The organism is Kitasatospora sp. NPDC057542, from assembly GCF_042801945.1.
Taxonomy (GTDB): domain Bacteria; phylum Actinomycetota; class Actinomycetes; order Streptomycetales; family Streptomycetaceae; genus Kitasatospora.
The window spans coordinates 24,103-40,531 of sequence record NZ_JBHVFE010000022.1 but is presented as its reverse complement, the minus strand read 5'-3'; the positions used below and the strand labels follow the sequence as shown (position 1 = coordinate 40,531).

8 protein-coding genes (1 of these 8 cut by a window edge) are annotated in these 16,429 nt (G+C 69.2%); 3 read left to right on the top strand and 5 right to left on the bottom strand.

The genetic code is table 11. The annotated features are described in order from the left end of the window. Positions 1–357: 357 nt before the first annotated feature. Positions 358–699 (bottom strand): hypothetical protein, encoded by a 342-nt coding sequence (locus ACFU7Y_RS05205; RefSeq protein ID WP_380766530.1) that lies wholly within the window; start codon positions 697–699, stop codon positions 358–360. A 262-nt stretch (positions 700–961) separates the two neighbouring features. Between ACFU7Y_RS05205 and ACFU7Y_RS05200 the strand changes: the two genes are divergently transcribed. Together ACFU7Y_RS05200 and ACFU7Y_RS05195 are read left to right on the top strand one after the other, a co-directional pair. After that, the gene (locus ACFU7Y_RS05200) at positions 962–1,126 is read left to right on the top strand and encodes a hypothetical protein (protein ID WP_380766529.1); all 165 of its coding nucleotides are present in this window, start codon (positions 962–964) and stop codon (positions 1,124–1,126) included. A gap of 616 nt (positions 1,127–1,742) precedes the next feature. Beyond that, complete coding sequence (locus ACFU7Y_RS05195; RefSeq protein WP_380766528.1) at positions 1,743–2,264, top strand: hypothetical protein; 522 nt, start codon at positions 1,743–1,745, stop codon at positions 2,262–2,264. 760 nt (positions 2,265–3,024) lie between these two features. Here ACFU7Y_RS05195 and ACFU7Y_RS05190 read toward each other — a convergent pair. The 4 genes from ACFU7Y_RS05190 to ACFU7Y_RS05175 are packed head-to-tail and all read right to left on the bottom strand — an operon-like array spanning position 3,025 to position 5,173. Beyond that, a complete protein-coding gene (locus ACFU7Y_RS05190; RefSeq protein WP_380766527.1) occupies positions 3,025–3,339 on the bottom strand; it encodes a hypothetical protein in 315 nt (104 codons plus the stop codon). Positions 3,340–3,361: 22 nt separating this feature from the next. Then, positions 3,362–4,261, bottom strand: a complete 900-nt coding sequence (locus ACFU7Y_RS05185) for a hypothetical protein (protein WP_380766526.1) — start codon at positions 4,259–4,261, stop codon at positions 3,362–3,364. A 60-nt stretch (positions 4,262–4,321) separates the two neighbouring features. Then, positions 4,322–4,870: a hypothetical protein gene (locus ACFU7Y_RS05180; protein WP_380766525.1), complete on the bottom strand. Its 549-nt coding sequence runs from the start codon at positions 4,868–4,870 to the stop codon at positions 4,322–4,324. 36 nt (positions 4,871–4,906) lie between these two features. Further along, complete coding sequence (locus tag ACFU7Y_RS05175) at positions 4,907–5,173, bottom strand: hypothetical protein (protein WP_380766524.1); 267 nt, start codon at positions 5,171–5,173, stop codon at positions 4,907–4,909. An 81-nt stretch (positions 5,174–5,254) separates the two neighbouring features. Between ACFU7Y_RS05175 and ACFU7Y_RS05170 the strand changes: the two genes are divergently transcribed. Beyond that, a protein-coding gene (locus ACFU7Y_RS05170; RefSeq protein WP_380766523.1) for a DUF6349 family protein crosses the window boundary here: on the top strand, positions 5,255–16,429 show its 5' end (the start). It continues 22,059 nt past the right edge of the window; the window shows 11,175 of its 33,234 coding nt (coding positions 1–11,175); its start codon is at positions 5,255–5,257; its stop codon lies beyond the right edge, outside the window.

The window sequence follows — 16,429 nt, the reverse complement described above, 5'->3', positions numbered from 1 at the left end:
CGCAGACGGCCTGGATCAATGACCCGGCCAAGCGCAGGGAACCCGCACCACAAACCTCATAGCGTCACGACTGTCTCACTGGACTTGAAATCTTCCGACCCAGGCGCCCGACCCTCGTTGCGTGTCTCACGATCCGACTCGTCGAAGTACAGCTTCCGGCAGTCGGACAGATCGGCGAACCCTGCCATCGCCTCCAGCGGAGCGCCGCGGACCTCGCCCCGGGTGAGCTGGCTGATCCTGATGAGTGCGAGGCGCTGCAGCTGGGGTGTGGGTAGCGCCAAGATGTCAGCGCCAACCTGCGGATGATGATCGGCCCGGTACAGGTCAGGCCCTTCTGCCGGCACCCGGCCCCCTTCGTCACTCTGCGGCGTCCCCCCGAGCGGAGTCCACACCGCTTGCACTGCCCTGGGCGTCCGTGACCAGCTTTTCCAGGGCCAGGTTGCTCAGCCCTTCGCCTGCCGCAGGGGCTGAGGTCAGGCGACTTGCGATCATTGCGGCATCAGCCTCGCCCGCAGTCTCCAGTAGCCTCTGAAAGGAGCCGAAGGAGATCAGCACCGCCTGCGGCGCCCCCTCCTCCTCGATCACGATGGCGGGCGACTGCTCCCGAGCGAGCTGCTTGACCAGACTTCGCAGGGTCCCCGCAGCCCGGGTCAGTGAAATCATCGTGGGAGGAATCATGTCGGGATTCATGCTGTCCATGGATCAACGGTAGCGAGCCGTCAGGCCGCGCTGTACATCACACCGGCAGGCCCGCGACCGCCGACGTACCCGGACAGGTTCCGTGCGGCCCGGCCCCGCCGCGTGAGCCTCTGCCCTCGGATCCCGCCGAGCGGAACCGAGCACGGCCGCCCCCGGACCGCATCCCGCTCCACGGGAACTTCGCCCCATCCGAGTGCGTGCCTCCTTCGCCATGGACTTCCCTGGTGAACCGAATCACCGGCCGTCCGCAGGGAGGCAATGCATGGGGCAGCCATCAACTGCGGCACTCGTCGCCGCGCTCTTCCTGACGGGCGCGCTCATGGTCGCTGCCGCTCTCGGCGAATCCCGACCTTCCGCCAAGCGGCCGCGCAGATCGCCCGACCGGCACGTGCTCGCCGTCCCGATCACCGTCGCCCAGGTGGTGTGACATGGAGGGGCGCGCCGTCGCGCTGACAACCGACCCCGTCACGGAACCCGCTTCGCCCGATGACACAAAACCCGTCGAGCTAGCCCCGGAGCACCTACACCTCCTGCAACAGCTGGCCGCCAGCCGCGCCGCGCGCCAGGCCAGCCCACCCCCCGGCGCGGACCGGCCCCCCAGCGCGCCCATCCAAGCAGGCGCCGACGACCTCGTTCAAGAGAACGAGCGCCTGCGGACCTACGTCGCCGTACTGGAGGCGGCCGTGACCGTACTTCTCGAATCAGCGCCGGTCACCGCTGAAACGGACCCGCCTGCGCCCAGTTGAGCCGGGACCCCGACTCCCGGGACCTGCCGAAGCAGAGCGGCCGTCCCGGCCTGCGAGAAGCACGGACCAGACCCGTCCCATGCTTCGCGCAGGCCGGGATCTGAGCATCCACCACATGACCGCATGACCCGAATCCTGCACGGTAGGCCGAATGCACCACGCCACATCCAACAGTCGCCACAAGGTTGTCCCGGGCCGACCAGGAACCATACCGATCTGAAAGCCTCACAACTCCATCCGTCAGCAGGCGACGTCCCGCTGACAGTCCCACCACCAGCTGACCACCAAGGAGTAGCGATGGCGATCAACCACTACGGCACCGAGGCCCGGGCCTACTGGCAACGGTGGCTGCCAAACCGCTACGCCGCGCTGCCCGACCCCACCGCCTTCTTCACCGCGCTCGGAGAGCAGGTCGAAGCCCACGTCGGAGACCTCTGGGACCAGTACGTCATCGCCGACACCGCCCCAGCCGACGAGACCCACGAGGAGCGGGTCGCCCGCCTGGCACACCTCAAGGCCCGCGCCGAGCACGAGGTCCTCGACGAGACCGTACGCCTGGAACCCGAACACGAAGCCGGCCTCGAACACGAAGACGACGGCCTGGAGAGCGACGAAACGTTCCAGGCCCGACTAACGCACCTCCAGCAGCACACGGAGTGGGTCAGTACCACCGCCGACGCCCTCCTCGACGGCAACCTCCGCCTGAGTGACCTCGACGACCAACAGCTGCGCCACGTCCTCGACTACATGACCCCGTCCTTCCTGCGCCTGTTCGGCACATCGGTGGAGGACCAGCGCGCCCGCGGACGCGACCTGTAGCCACCCGACCCACCCGACCACCGGCCCCGACTGCCCACTCGACGCGAAGCGCGGAGGATCGCATGTACCAGACACCTGGCCAACTCGGCGACCTGGAGAACGAGGCCGCGAGCGGTACGATCCACCTGCGCGCCCAGACGAGCCGGGCCGACAACCTCTGGCAGTACCGGCTCTACCTCGTCGACCCCGACTCGCCCAGCGCCAGCGTGGACGAGGCAGGGCGGCACGTCCTGGTCAGGATCAACGAGGACGACACCGTCCACGAGATCGCCTCGCCCCGGCAGCTGGCACACACCGAGTGGGCCGAGGACCTGTTCGACCGACTCACGGAAGCCCAGCAGTTCGGGGGACTACCACCCGTTGCCATAACCGACGGCGGCGGCACAGAACCCCTGCTGCTGGCCGCGGAGCGCCAGCTGACCGCCGCCGTGCTGTCGGCCCCGCCTCCTGTGCCGGTCTCCGACGTTGAACCGTACGATCCGGTGCCCTGTCCCACCGCGAACAGGCCTGCAGACGATATTGCCGTCGACCTTGACGACCTGCGAGCCGGCGACCTGATCGATCACCTGGGCGACCTACCCAAATACCTCCCCAGCAGCGACGACACGATCCCCGCGATCGTCGTCAACGTCACCGGCCACGACCTCACAGTGCAGGACATCGACGGCGACGACGAACCGTACGACATACACCTGACCCAGGTGGTGTCAGCGTCGCGCCCCGCCCCGGCGGCGCCGGTCGACGCCCCGCGCTTCCAGCCTCAAGGCCAGGACGACCTCGCCCCGTCCGGGCCGCTCGCCCGGATCCGCGCGAACATCGCCGCGATTCGCGTACTGCACCAGCTGCGCGAGGACGACCGGCCGGCCACCGAGGCCGAACAGGCGGTGCTGGCCCGCTGGAGCTCCTGGGGCGCAGTCCCGGCCATCTTCGACCCCCGCCAGAAGGACTTCGCCAGCCTTCGGGCCGAGCTGCGCAGCCTGCTCACCGAGGAGGAGTGGAACGCGGCCGAGGCCACCACCCGCAACGCCCACTTCACCGACGCCGCCCTGGTCCAGCCGATTTGGGACGCACTCAAGGCCCTAGGCGTACCAACGGTCCTAAGCGACAAGAAGCTCCGTTTCGCGGAACCCGGCTGCGGCAGTGGCAATTTCATCGCATTCGCGCCCGAAAGCGTCCACATGACCGGAATCGAGCTCGACCCGGTCACCGCCGAGATCGCCGCCGCCCTCTACCCGGACGCCGAGATCCGCTCCGAATCCTTCGTCGACACCCGGATGCCCAACGGCTACTACGACGGCGCCGTGGGCAACGTCCCCTTCGACGAGATCGCGCTCCACGACCCCAACCACAACCCGCTGCGCCTGGCCACCCACAACCACTTCATCGTCAAATCGCTCGACCTGGTGCGACCGGGCGGGCTGGTCGCGGTGCTCACCAGCCGCTACACCCTCGACAGCACCGGCAAGACCGCGCGTCTGGAGATCTCCAACCGAGCCGACCTGGTGGGCGCGGTCCGCCTGCCGGCCGGAGCTCACCGCAAGGCCGCCGGCACCGAAGTGGTCACCGACCTGTTGATTCTGCGCCGACGCGACGAGCCACCCGAGGTGCCTCCGGACTGGATCGGCCTCGCCCATGTCCCCGTCGACGCCGACACCGGCGTGCTCGTCAACAGCTACTTCGCCACGCACCCCGAGATGGTCCTCGGCCGTCATGCCCTGACCAGCGGCCGGTTCTCCGCCCAAGAGGTCACCGTCCATCCCCAGCCGGGCGCCGACACAGCCAACGCGCTCACCAAAGCCCTGGCCGCCATCACCGCACAGGCCCGCGAGAGCGGCCTGACCATGAGTGCGAGCCTCGACGCCCGCCAGCGCGCCGCCGTCGAGGCACAGGCCCAGCGGATGCACCGGGCACAGGAGATGTTCGGCGACGACATCCAGCGATTCCAGGGCACCCTGATCGACCAAGGCGACGGAACGTTCCTCCAGCTCGTCGGCCACGAGATCACCGAACGGCCGGTCTACAAAAACGCCGCCGAGGAACTGCGCTCCCTGCTGCGTCTACGCGACACCTACGTCGAGCTCCTCAGCGCCGAATCCACGGGCGGCACCGAGCAAGCCGCCACCCTGCGCGCCCAGCTCAACTACCGCTACGACACCCACACCGCAGCCTACGGGGCCATCAACAAGCGCGAAGCCCGCCGCGACCGCCGCACCGCCCACGGCTCGTTCCGCACCGACCCGTACGCCGCCGGCGTGTACGCCCTGGAGATCTACGACCCGGACACCGAGACCGCCAGCAAAGACGCGATCTTCACCCGCGCGGTCACTAATCCGGAGATCGAACGGAGCACGGCCGACACACCCCAGGACGCCCTGGCCATCAGCCTCAACACCTTCGGCCAGGTCCGCCTCAGCGAGATCGCCCGACTCCTGTCGCTGGACTCCCTCGAACAGGCCCGTGACGCTCTCGGCGACCTCGTCTACAACGAGCCTGGCACCCAGCGCCTGATCCACGCCCCCACCTACCTGTCCGGAAACGTCCGCGAGAAGCTCGAAGCCGCGCAGAACATCCTGCACATGGTCTCCGACGACCTGCGCGACCACCATCCCCTGCAGGCCAACGTCACCGCGCTGCGCAAGGTGCTACCCCCGGACAAACAGCCCGGCGACATCGACGACATCCGCATCGGCGCCACCTGGATCGACCCGAAGTTCTACCAGGACTTCCTCCAGCAACTCCTGCAGAACAAATATCTCACCGTCACCCGCGAATCCGGAGCCGACTGGGACGTCGACGCGCCTCAGGCCGTGCGGACATCCAGGGCCGCCACCAAGGTCTACGGCACAGAGAAACGCGACGCCGTCGACCTGTTCAAGCGCATGCTGCGCCGCTCCTCCCTGGTCGTCCACCCGCCCAGGCCCAAGGAGGAAACCAGCCCCGAGGAGATTAAGAGCGGCAAGATCTGGGCGGCCAACCAGACCGAGCAGGTCGTGGCCAAGGCCGACGAGCTTGACCGGCTGTTCGCGGACTGGCTGTGGCAGGACCCCGACCGGACCCGCGAAGTCCTCGCCAACTACAACCGCCTCTACAACTCCCACGTTCCGTACCAGGGCGACGGCAGCCACCTGACCTTCCCCGGCATCTCCGACGCGATGCCACCTCGCCCGCACCAGCGTGCCGGCGTCGCCCGCGCTCTCGTGGAGACCGGCGGGGCCTTCTTCGACTACGAGGTCGGCTTCGGAAAGACCCTCACCATCGCCATGACCCTCATGGAGATGCGTCGCCTCGGCATGGTCAAGAAGCCGTGTGTAGTGGTCAAGAATGCGACCGTCAACGGCTTCCGCAACGACTTCCTCAAGGCCTACCCCAAGGCCCGGGTCCTCGCCATCGACAGCGCCGACTTCGACAAGGACACCGCCGCCACCTACATCGCCCAGATCGCCAACGGCGACTGGGACGCGGTCATCCTGCCGCAGAGCCTCTTCAAGCGGATCCCCCTGTCCGGCCTCGGCCAGCAGCAGTACGTCGCCGACCAGACCGCCGAGTACCGGGCCCGGATCCACAAGGCGATCACCGGCAGCGACGCGGCCCTGGACCCCACTCTCAACCCGGGCGGGGACCCGCTCACCGCCGACGCCCTCGACACGGTGGCCGCCCACGCCACCGAAGGCGCACGCCCCGATACGACGGTTCGAGACACCGTCAGGAAGCTTCAGGGAGACCTCAAGCGACACACCCAGCGCGCCCAGCGTGTCCTCACCAAGACCTCGACCACCGGCATCAGCTTCGAGCAGACCGGCATTGACTTCATCGCTGCCGACGAGGTCCAGGACTATGCGAACGGCGACGTCGGCGCCAACAACAGCGAACTGGCCCTGACCGTCTCCGGCCAGGCCCGAGACCTCAAGGCCAAACTGCGGGCCCTGGCCCGGACCCACGGACCGAAGGTCGGCCTCGGCTCCACCGGCACACCGTTCCCCAACGCCATGTCCCAGGCGTTCGTCATGATCGACCTGTTCCGCCCGGACCTGCTCGCGCAAGCCGAGCTGGGAGCGTTCAGCTCCTTCCAGGCGCAGTACCTGCGCGAGACCATGGCCCCGGAGGTCTCGCCCGAGGGCACGCCACGCATCAAGGAACGCATCGGGGCGTTCATGAACGCGAAGCAGTTCCACCAGCTGTGGAAACTGGTCGCGGACGTCAAGACGGCAAAGGACGTGAACCTCCCGCGGCCCGACAGCACCAGCGAGACGATCGTCGTACCCGCCACCGACGCAGACCGCGACTTCATGGACGAGATCGCCATCCGGGCGGAGGAGGTACGCGCCGGCAACGTCGCGCCGTCCGAGGACAACCTCCTCAAGATCTCCAACGACGGCCGGATGGCCGCCATGGACCTGCGCATGGTTGACCGCGAACCGGACGGCCCCGGCAAGCTCGACGCGGCTGCCGAACGCATCGCAGAGATCTACCACGAGTACAAGGACCGCCGCTACACCAACCGGCAGGGCGACCCCAGCCCGCTGCCCGGCGCCCTGCAGCTCGTGTTCGCCGACCGTGGCACCGCCTCGGACGACAATCGCAAGCTCGACAAGTTCATCGCCTATGACTACCTGCGCGACGAGCTGATCCGCCGCGGCGTCCCCACCGACCGCATCCGCTACGTCCAGGAGGCCAAAACCGCGGAGGAGAAGGAGCAGCTGTTCGCGGACGCCCGCAACGGCAAGGTCTCCGTGCTGATCGGCAGCACCGAGACAATGGGCGTCGGCGTCAACGTGCAGGACCGCGCCATCGCGTTGCACCACATCGACTGCCCATGGCGACCCAGCGACGTCACCCAGCGCGAGGGCCGGATCGTCCGGCAGTTCAACCAGCACTTCAAGCTCAAGATCCCCGTTCGCGTGTATCGCTGGGTCAAGGAGGGCTCGTTCGACGCCTTCATGTGGCAGACAGTCGAGCGCAAGGCCCGCTTCACCGACCAGATCCGTACCGGCCGCGAACTCGAGGAACAGGACCAGACCCCCCTCGACGGCGACCTCGGCAAGGACTACCTCGAGTTCGGCGAGATCAAGGCCATCGCCACCGGCAACCCGCTCCTGTTGAAGAAGATGCACGCAGATGAGGAACTGCGCCAGCTCGAGTCCGCCTACAGCAGCTGGAAGCGCACCAACAACCACCTGCGCAACGTTGTCGACACCAGGGACGCCACGATCGCCGCAGCCGAGAAGCGCGCCGAACTCGTGGGACGCGCCGCCGCCGTCCGTACCGACACCACTGGAACGGCGTTCAGCCTGCAAACGCCGGACGGCACCGCCCACACCAAGCGAACCGACGCCGCCACGGCGCTTCGCACCCAGCTCGCCCTGATCCAGCGTCACTCGCTTGGCGCGCGCAGCAGCCGCTTCGAACGCGTGGCGACCCTCGGCGGCCAGGACATCCAGGCACGCATCGACAACTTCCACGACCAAATCCAGTTCACGATCGAAGGCCTCAGCCACATCGCGCACGCGACCTTCGCGATCGACGACGCCAGCGACTTCCTCAGCGACCCCAAGCCGCCCCTCGGCGCGATCGCCCGGCTGGAGAACCTCATCGAGAAGCTCGACGGCCTCCACTCGATCCACCTCGCGGTCGTCGACGAGCTCAAACTCGAGGCCGAGCGCGCGACTAAACTCGTGGACCAGCCCTTCGGTAAACTCGACAAGCTGCTGCGCGCCCGCGCCAACCAGGCACAGATCGACGCCGAGATCGCCGGCCAGGCCGGCCAGATGCACTACGACGACGACCAGCCCCACACCCCGGACCAGGCACAGCCGACGGACGGACCGGATCCCGTCCGGGAGAGCGCCCAGGAACTGCGTGACGCGTACCGCTCGTGGTACATCGCCAACAGTTACCGCGCCCGCGCCGTCGAACGCCAAGAGAAGCCCGCTGAGGCCACCACACCCGAGGACACCGCCTTCCGCCTGCTCCTCGCCGTAGGCGACGAATGGGTCGCTGAAAACCAGCGGGACCATGACAAGGCCCGCGCAGGAGGACACCCCGACTACCGCGCTGCGGCGCAGACCCGGGTCCTCTTCAATGCGGTGACGGCCTACTGCGACATCCTCCAGACACTCCCCGCCGCCCAGGAGGCGGACCCCAGCGACCTGACCCGCAAACTTCTGTACGCGGCAATCAACCACCTCAACGCGGCATCAGACCTAGATATCGCGGCTGCCGGGGCCAATGCTGCCGCGCCCGGGCACAAGGCGCCTCGCTTCCCCCGCAGCAGGCTCCCTGGGCAGGATCCCGCTCTGCCGTACGCGGACCGGGCCGAGTACTGGGCTGCGGAGCAGACCATGCTGGACACCTACCGGGCCTGGGTCGACCGGTTCGGATCCCGTCTCGCGGACGGCTCTCCGCAGGAGCAGGCACTCGTGGAGGCCGGGCAGCGGGCCATGGCCGAGAGTACCCGCGCCCGGCGCGCCCGCCTGCTGCACCTGCCCGGCCTGCTCGACGTGCAGCGCATCCGGGACCTGACCGACAAGGCCCGCAGCGTCGGCGACCAATGGGATCGCGAAGCCCGGGAAACCCGCAATGTCTCCGCCACCTGGGACATGGTCAAGGCCGTGCGCGAGCATGCCGACCGCTACGTCGAGACCATCGACAACCCCCAGACGGAGGCCATCCGGGCCTGGCTGGACACCCCGGAGCCGACCAACGCAGTGGCAGACGCACCGACTGTGGCGGACCTCACAGGCTTCACCCACTACACGGTCACCGGCGAGGACGGCATTCGCGGCAAGCCAGCCGACGGCGCCGCCCTGCAGGCGATCCTCCAACAACTGGTCGCCGACGGCGCGGCCCTGCTGGAACGCCCGCACGGGCTCACCCTCACCTGGCCCGACGGCACCCGCTACGACATCGCACCAGCATCACCATCCCTCCCCGCCGCACCAGACCGATCGCCCGCCGCTCCTACGGCCGCCAGCGGCCCTGAAGCCGACGACGCGATCCCCTCCCTGTCGACTGTCGACGAAACGGTCGGATCCGCGCTTCCGCGGGTCAGGAACCTCGCCACACTCCTCGGGCACTACGGCGACGCCGGCGAGGCCGTGGCAGGCCGCGAGCTGGTCCGCGCGAGCGCCGACGAGCTCCGCACCTCCATCGCTCTGGTTTCGTCCGACAGCCTTGCACCCGAGACCGCCGCCACGCTCGCCGACACCGCGGCGGCGGTCGACGCGGCTGCCTCCAGCGACCAGCACCTCCCCAACAACGTCTTTACCGCCTACGACGCTCTCGCCCAGGCCGCCGAGCGCCTCGCCGACAGCGACATCCCGGCAACCACCGACCCAGCGCAGCGACTGGCCGAGCGCACCCACCGCCACCTCGCTCGCCTGCACGCCACCCGCGACCTCTACGATCTTCTCCTCGACGCCGCCAACCTCGACCCCGAATCCTTCGCCGTCCAGACACGCACCGACCCGCTGAAGGAGAGGCCGACTCCCTACGAGGACAGCAGCCACCTCCACTACGCCCGCTCCATCGTCTTCGAGACCTACGACCGCTGGCCCGACGCACACACCCCCGACGGCAGCCCCGCTACCCAGCGGCTGCACACCGCCATGTGGGATCTGCGGCAGACCCCGGACACCCTCCTCGGCCGGGCGATCACCGAGTGGCTCGAGGTGGCGGGCCTCGCCCTCGAAGCCGCCTCCGACGCCGACCAGCCGGCCAGCCGCGAAGTCCTGCGCAACGTCGCTCGACACGCCTATGAGCATCAGCGCAGTCTCGCCGCCCACCAGCTCGCCGCAGCGAACGCCGACCCCTACGGCCCTGACCAACCCTTCGAGCAGGGGACCCGCGATCTGACCGCCGCGCTGGAAACGTGGGTGAGCACCGCGACCGCGAAACGCCTCGCCCACGGCAGCAACGATCCGGCCGCCGGAGGGCCCACCGCAGCCAAGGCCCAGGAAATCCTGAGCGAAGCCGCCCACCAGGCCCTCTGGGCGACGGCTGCCGACGGCACCCTCGACGACCTTGTCCGCCAGAGCACGAACCTCGCCCACGCCTCCTACGCCATGGCCCTGAGCCTGCCACAGACCGCCTACCGCAACCGCGACGATCGCAAGGTCCTCGCGTGCCTGATCCGTGCCGCCTACGGGTACGCGGCCAGCACCCGCACCTCCAGGCAGGACCCCGCCGCGGCTGCGGAGATCCTGGCAGCCCTCACCGCCCGAGACGGCGTCCCAGCTTCCACTCCCGCCGCCGTCACCACGACCGATACAGGGCCGCAGACAGCCGCGACCCCGGTCCCGGCCGCGGCTGTCATCGAGATCGAGCACCACTACCTCACCAGCATGGTTCGAGGCGTCAGTGACAACGAGGCCGACGCCGCGGTCCGCACCGCACTGGAACGCCAGGGCTTCAAGCCCACCACCACACCCGGTGCTTGGGCACTGCCATCGCGCACGAACTTCAGCAACCGGGACAACCGGGTCCGCAGCATCATCTTTGCCCTTCAGAACCTCCAGCGCTCCGTCCGGACCATCACCGACCCGCCCGAGCTGCCCCGGGACAGCGACATCACCATCCCCGACGGGCAGCCCTACACCTCCAAGCAGGAAGCCACCCAGGACTTCGACGAGATGTTCGGCGGACTGTGGCGGCTGAAGGAGACCCCCGCCGGCAAGAAGCTGCTCACCATCGGCCTGGGCGCCAGGCCGGACGGCGAAGCCGTGTGGAAAGCCATCGAAGAACTGCGCCAAGGACCGGTCGGCAGCAGCCTGGATCCCTTCGTTCATCCTGCGCAGGACGTCGCCGAGCGCTGCCGCCAACTCGCCACCGCAGCAATCCAGCTGTCCCGCAACCTCGAGCGCGAGCAGTACCGGGCACCTGTCGCACTGCCCCACCTGCGCACTCTCACCCAGTACGCCACGCTCCTGGCCTCCCGCATCACCGCGACCGCCGAACGCGAAGGCGCCTGGGAGCGTGCATTCACAGACCCCGCGCCGGACACCGACCAGGAACAGAGGTCTTCCGAGTCGACCGAGCCAGCAGTGGCAGAGCCTGGCCGGGCCACCAGCACGGCCGACATCACAGCGGACCCGCTCGTTGCTGGACCGTACAGCGGCGAGGGCCTACTGCAAGCCGCCGCCCGACTCGCCGAACTTCACCAGCAGCTTGCCGAGGTTCTTCCCAGGCACGCCCGCGCTTTGCTGGGGCGCGACGATGTCGTGGCCGAGTTCCATGCCAACTGGGAGCAGGCGCACCGGGAAGCGACCACCGACAAGCCGAAGCATTCCACCGTCATGGACGCCTACCTGCGCGCCCTCGGGTCGACCACCCGGCTCACCCAGCAACTCGGGACGACGCCGGCAGACGAGACAGCGAGCGCGCTGGCCCAGCAGCTTCGGAGTGAAACCGAAAGCCACATCGTCAGGCTCACCCTCACCATCCGCCAAAGGTATGAAGAGCAGCAGCGCCGCGAAGACCGCCGCACCCAAGCCCGGGCAGCCTCCCAGCACGGCAACACCACGGCCGAGCCCACAGACCGCCCGACGCCGACTCCCGTCGACGTCGACGACGAAGGGCAGAGCCCGGCGAAGGCCACAACGGCCGACGGGTCCCGCCAGCGAACAAGCGCCAACTTCACACGGACGAGCATGGTCACAGCCCTGCGGGCCGCCGAGGTCAAGGTCGAGATCGTCAACCGCCCGGACAACAACACCATCGCCTACCGGGTCGACGACGAGGAGATGTCCCTGGCGCAGGCGGGCGCCATCTTCCTGAACACCGCCAAACCGGTCCCCGGCCGGCCCGGCTTCGTCACGGCGCCCTACACCGGCGACCTGTACTCAGACCGGGACGTCCTCACCCTGCCCGACTACACCCCGGTCGCACGGCTGGTATACAGCCGCCATCTCCAGCCCGGGTGGCAGGTCAGAATCGATGGCGAGCAGGTCGGCCGAATTCACACCGATATCGACCATGCCGCACGCGAAGCCATCGACCACGCGGAACGCCAGCCCACCCCCGACACCGCCACCGATGGACAGCAAGGGGCCGCATTCCTGCCGGACCGGTGGTACACCTACACCAGTGCCGACGGCACGGTGAACGACGAGTCAGGACGGATACTCAGCGAACTCGTCGCCGGCACCCCAGGCATCAAGGTCACCCTGACCGCCGAGGGACCCGTGCTCACCTCCGGGCCCGCCGGCGAGGTGATGAGCACTCTCCTACCCGACGCCCTACCGGCGGCCCTCGCCGGACATGAGGACGAAGCCCGCAGCCTCCTCGAAGAAGCGGTACGACACTTCAACGGAACCACTAGCGATCTCGATCTGCCGGGCCGGCTGGACGCCTGGCTCACCGAACGTGCCGCTACCGGCCCGATCGCCGCTGTCCTGACCTCGCCGGAAGACCTACAGGCATTCCGTCTGGCGATGCGCCACTACTTCCACGACGCCATGGCGACGATCACCCCCACCGCACATTCCAGCCCGGCGCAGCAGGCCGCTGCGGCACCGGCCGAACCTGTGGCCCGAGCGACTGCTTCCGCGGTGCCCGGACCGAATTCCGAGGTCGACGCCAGCGCCGATGCCGCCGCCACGCCACAGGCCGGCTCCGACGACCGGTCGTTGGAACCAGACCAGGATGCGCCGGACCGCCTACCCACCACGGAATTGGACGATGCGGTCCTGGCACCCACTGCCGAGGCCCTGACAGACGGGCCCGCCGCGGACAACCCCGGCACACGCCCGCAGGCCCGTGATGCCGGGCCGAAGGCGTCGGACCACCCGCCCAACCAGGAGCCCCTCGCGGCTGACACGGCCCCCGCGGTGCCGGACGGCGCCACCGCAGTTCCCGGACACCCGGGGTACTGGTGGCGCCGTGATCCCGAGCAAGCCTACGACCCCTATGCCGACTACCATTCCGTCCGCCGTTCCTCGATCACCATCGGGTTCGGCGAGCGCGTCATCGGCCGCGCGACCGCACCCGCAGACGGCGGAATCCTGTGGATGGGCTCCGTTAACGGCTCCCGCAACAGCGTGCGCGGGAGGCGCACCCCCAGCGCGACCGCCGCCAAGATCGCGCAGCGCCACCGGACCATGTCAGCCGATGTCGACTTCGACCAGCCCCGCCCCGCCGAGACCGTCTGGATCGACCACACCGGCCGCACTGCCGAACTCCACGGAGTGCCCGCCAAGGGCGACGACGAAGCCCGAGCCGCCCGCGAGGACGCCCAGTTCACCTGGGCCCCCAGCCGCAATGTCCACGTCCAGACCAGCAACACCAGCCGCTCCACCAGCCTGTACAAGACCAGCCTGTTCGTGACGGCGATGCTGGAACGCGGCCGCACCATCGCCGTCCGCCAGGACCCGGACACGCCGCCCGGCCCAGCCGACACCACAGCCCCCGAATTGTGGCCCGAGCAGCGCCAGGCCCTCCACGACACTGACATGGCGCAACGCAAGGTCCGGTGGTCACCCATCGACCTGAAGGTCGGCGACGAGATCCTTGCCGGCTCGACACCCTGGTGGCGCCGCGTCACCGCCGTGAACAGCGACGACATTCACACCTTCGGCAACGAACCGGACGCCTACGCGAACCTGTGGGCGGTGCGCCGCGACGACCAGATCTTCACCATCGCCGACGCCACCGACACGGACCGAAGTACCGCCCGGCCGCTGACGGGCGCTGTCGCCGACCTGACGGATGAGCAAATCCACGACGAGCTCGCGCAGCTCGACCTGCCGCTGGCAGAGCCTGGGCATGCCGTGTACGTGACCGCGCGCAAGGCGGCGCTGGCTGCCAGTGTGGAGCGCCGCAGCACCGTTCGGCGGGAGAAGGAGCGGCAGCGCGCCGAGCGCTCCAGCCACCAGCGCACACCGGCCGGCCGCAAGAACCTCGTCTTGGACGAGGATGCAGCGGCGGTCGGCGCGACGGCCAAGGACGGCAAGGTCTTCCTGTCGTTGGACCGGGACGGGAACCCCTGGAGTCGTCACAAGACGCGTCAGGGGGCACGGGACGCGGCCTACGAGCGCGCCGACCGGGCAGCCGACCAGGCCCCGGCCGGCTGGCGGCCCACCGCATTCGACGACCTCGAGCCCGGCGAGGTGCTGCGCGTTCCATTCCGCGAAAGCCAGCCGGCCGACGAAGGCGACCGTGCGATCCGCTGGTCGCAGCCGCTGACCCTGGTTTCGATCACGCGCAGCGACACGGGCGAGAGCACCATCGAGGGCAGCCGCGGAGACCGGGCGGTCACGGAGACGGTCCCGGGACCACTGCGACGCCACGGGGCGATGCGGCCGGCGGAGGGCAAGCACGCCTACAGCGCCGGCCAGGTCGCCCGCCGGGCCGCCCGGGCCTACCTCCGTCCGCGGCAGAGTGCGCGAGCCACCTTCGTCATCACGACCCGCATGACCGCGTTGGTCGGAGCGGCGAGCGCTGCGGTCGGTGCGGCACTGGAGCGGCCACTTGGCAGTCCGGAAATGGCTGAGCGCCTCGACGCGGTGGCCGCCGCAGCGACAGCTGTTGCCGGCGCGGCCCAATCCGTGGGCGACACCGACCTGCAGGACGCGTACACCGAGTTGGCCACCGGCGCGGCCACGTGGGCCGGCCATGTCCGCGATCCCCTCCAGGCCGCCGCGACTGCACCGCATGCCCTCGACGAGGCCGTTGCGGCACCGGTCGCCTCCGCACCGCAAGCACCTCCCGCACACCGGGGGAAGCTCAGTGCTGACCCCGTTCCGTTCGCAGGCCGATTCGCGGCCACCGGCCAGCTCATCACCCACTTCAAGGCCGCTCCCATGGACTGGCTCGCCAGCGACCCTCACGCCTTGAGGGATCTGCGGAGCCTCGCCGACCTCGACAGCTTCTCCCTCACCCCCAACGGCCAGTTCGCCCTATTCCAGGAGACGGACGGGACATGGGCACTGCTGGCGGCCGGCAGCGGCCTCGAGGTGGGCCGTGTCGACGAGTACGCCTACCTGACCGGATCCGGCCTCGACCGGGCCATCGACGTCATGCGCGGGCTTCGCACCCACGAGGAAGCCCTCGCCTTCTCCGACCTCCTGGCCGCCCTGCGGGATCACCTGGGCGAGCCCGTCGGCTGGGACGACCCCGCGCTGCCCCGCACCCTCGGCGCCTACCGTCACGAACTGGACCGGCTCGTTCTGGGCCAGCGCGCCGACCTCGACCAGGCCGCCGGCCGCGAGGCCACGTCGACTGCGTGCCTGGTCTGGGACCTCATCAACCCCCGCCCGGACCGGCCTCGGCTCCAAGACGGGGAGGCCTACCCCGATGCCCTGCAACTCGGTGACCGTGTCTGGTTCGACGCTGACGACGCCCACCTGCCTCACGAGGTACTCGCCGTCCGTGAGGGTGGCCCGGCCGGACTCATCACCCTGGCCATCGCCCCCCTGTCCGTCAGCGACGAGGACGGCACCTTCGCGCCGGACATGGACCAGGCTCACGACTGGAACCTGCCCGCCAACCTGCCGCTGACCCGAACCACCGATAAGGACCTCCAAGCCGAAGCCGGATACCTCCAGCGCCTCCCGGCACCCCGGACGGAGCGCATGGCCGATGAGGACCTTAGCGCCGCGCCGCCCACCGCGGTGGGCACCACCGCGCCGACGAATGCAGACCGAAGCGCCGCAGTGCAGAGTGAAGCGTCGGCCGAAGCACCGCAGGATCTGATCGACGGCTTCGGCGATCGGGTCGCGATCGGCCACATCGCGGCCGGACGCACCGAACCGGAGAGCGCACCACCCGCAGACAAGGCCCTCCTGACCCCGGTCGAGGGCCTGTCCGGCTTCAGCATCCGCACCATCACCCGCAGCGACGGTGATCACCACGAACTGGTTACCTCCGACGGCGAGACCGCGGCCACCCTCCGCCGCACTCTCAGCAACAGCTGGCAGGCCACCGTCGGGCAGGACGTCACCGACACCACCGTCGACCTCCAGGAGGTCGCTCGACGCGCGGCGCGCCTGTGGGCGTTCGACAACGGCATCTACCTCGGACCCGACCCCGACCAGCCCTACACCGCGAGCCAGGACCTCGTGGAAGGCCGTCAGCGTCTGGGCAGCCGGCGCACCCCGCTCATCGAGGCCGGCAACAGGGCCTTCGGATTCGACTACGCGCACCAGCCCGAAATCCTCGCGCTCGAAGCCGCC

Excerpts from the sequence above, each read along its gene's own strand:
- ACFU7Y_RS05195 (WP_380766528.1), top strand. The coding sequence starts at position 1,743 with ATGGCGATCAACCACTACGGCACCGAGGCCCGGGCCTACTGGCAACGG.
- ACFU7Y_RS05205 (WP_380766530.1), bottom strand. The coding sequence starts at position 699 with ATGGACAGCATGAATCCCGACATGATTCCTCCCACGATGATTTCACTG.
- ACFU7Y_RS05200 (WP_380766529.1), top strand. The coding sequence starts at position 962 with ATGGGGCAGCCATCAACTGCGGCACTCGTCGCCGCGCTCTTCCTGACG.
- ACFU7Y_RS05180 (WP_380766525.1), bottom strand. The coding sequence starts at position 4,870 with ATGGTGGTCGCGCAGGTCGTCGGAGACCATGTGCAGGATGTTCTGCGC.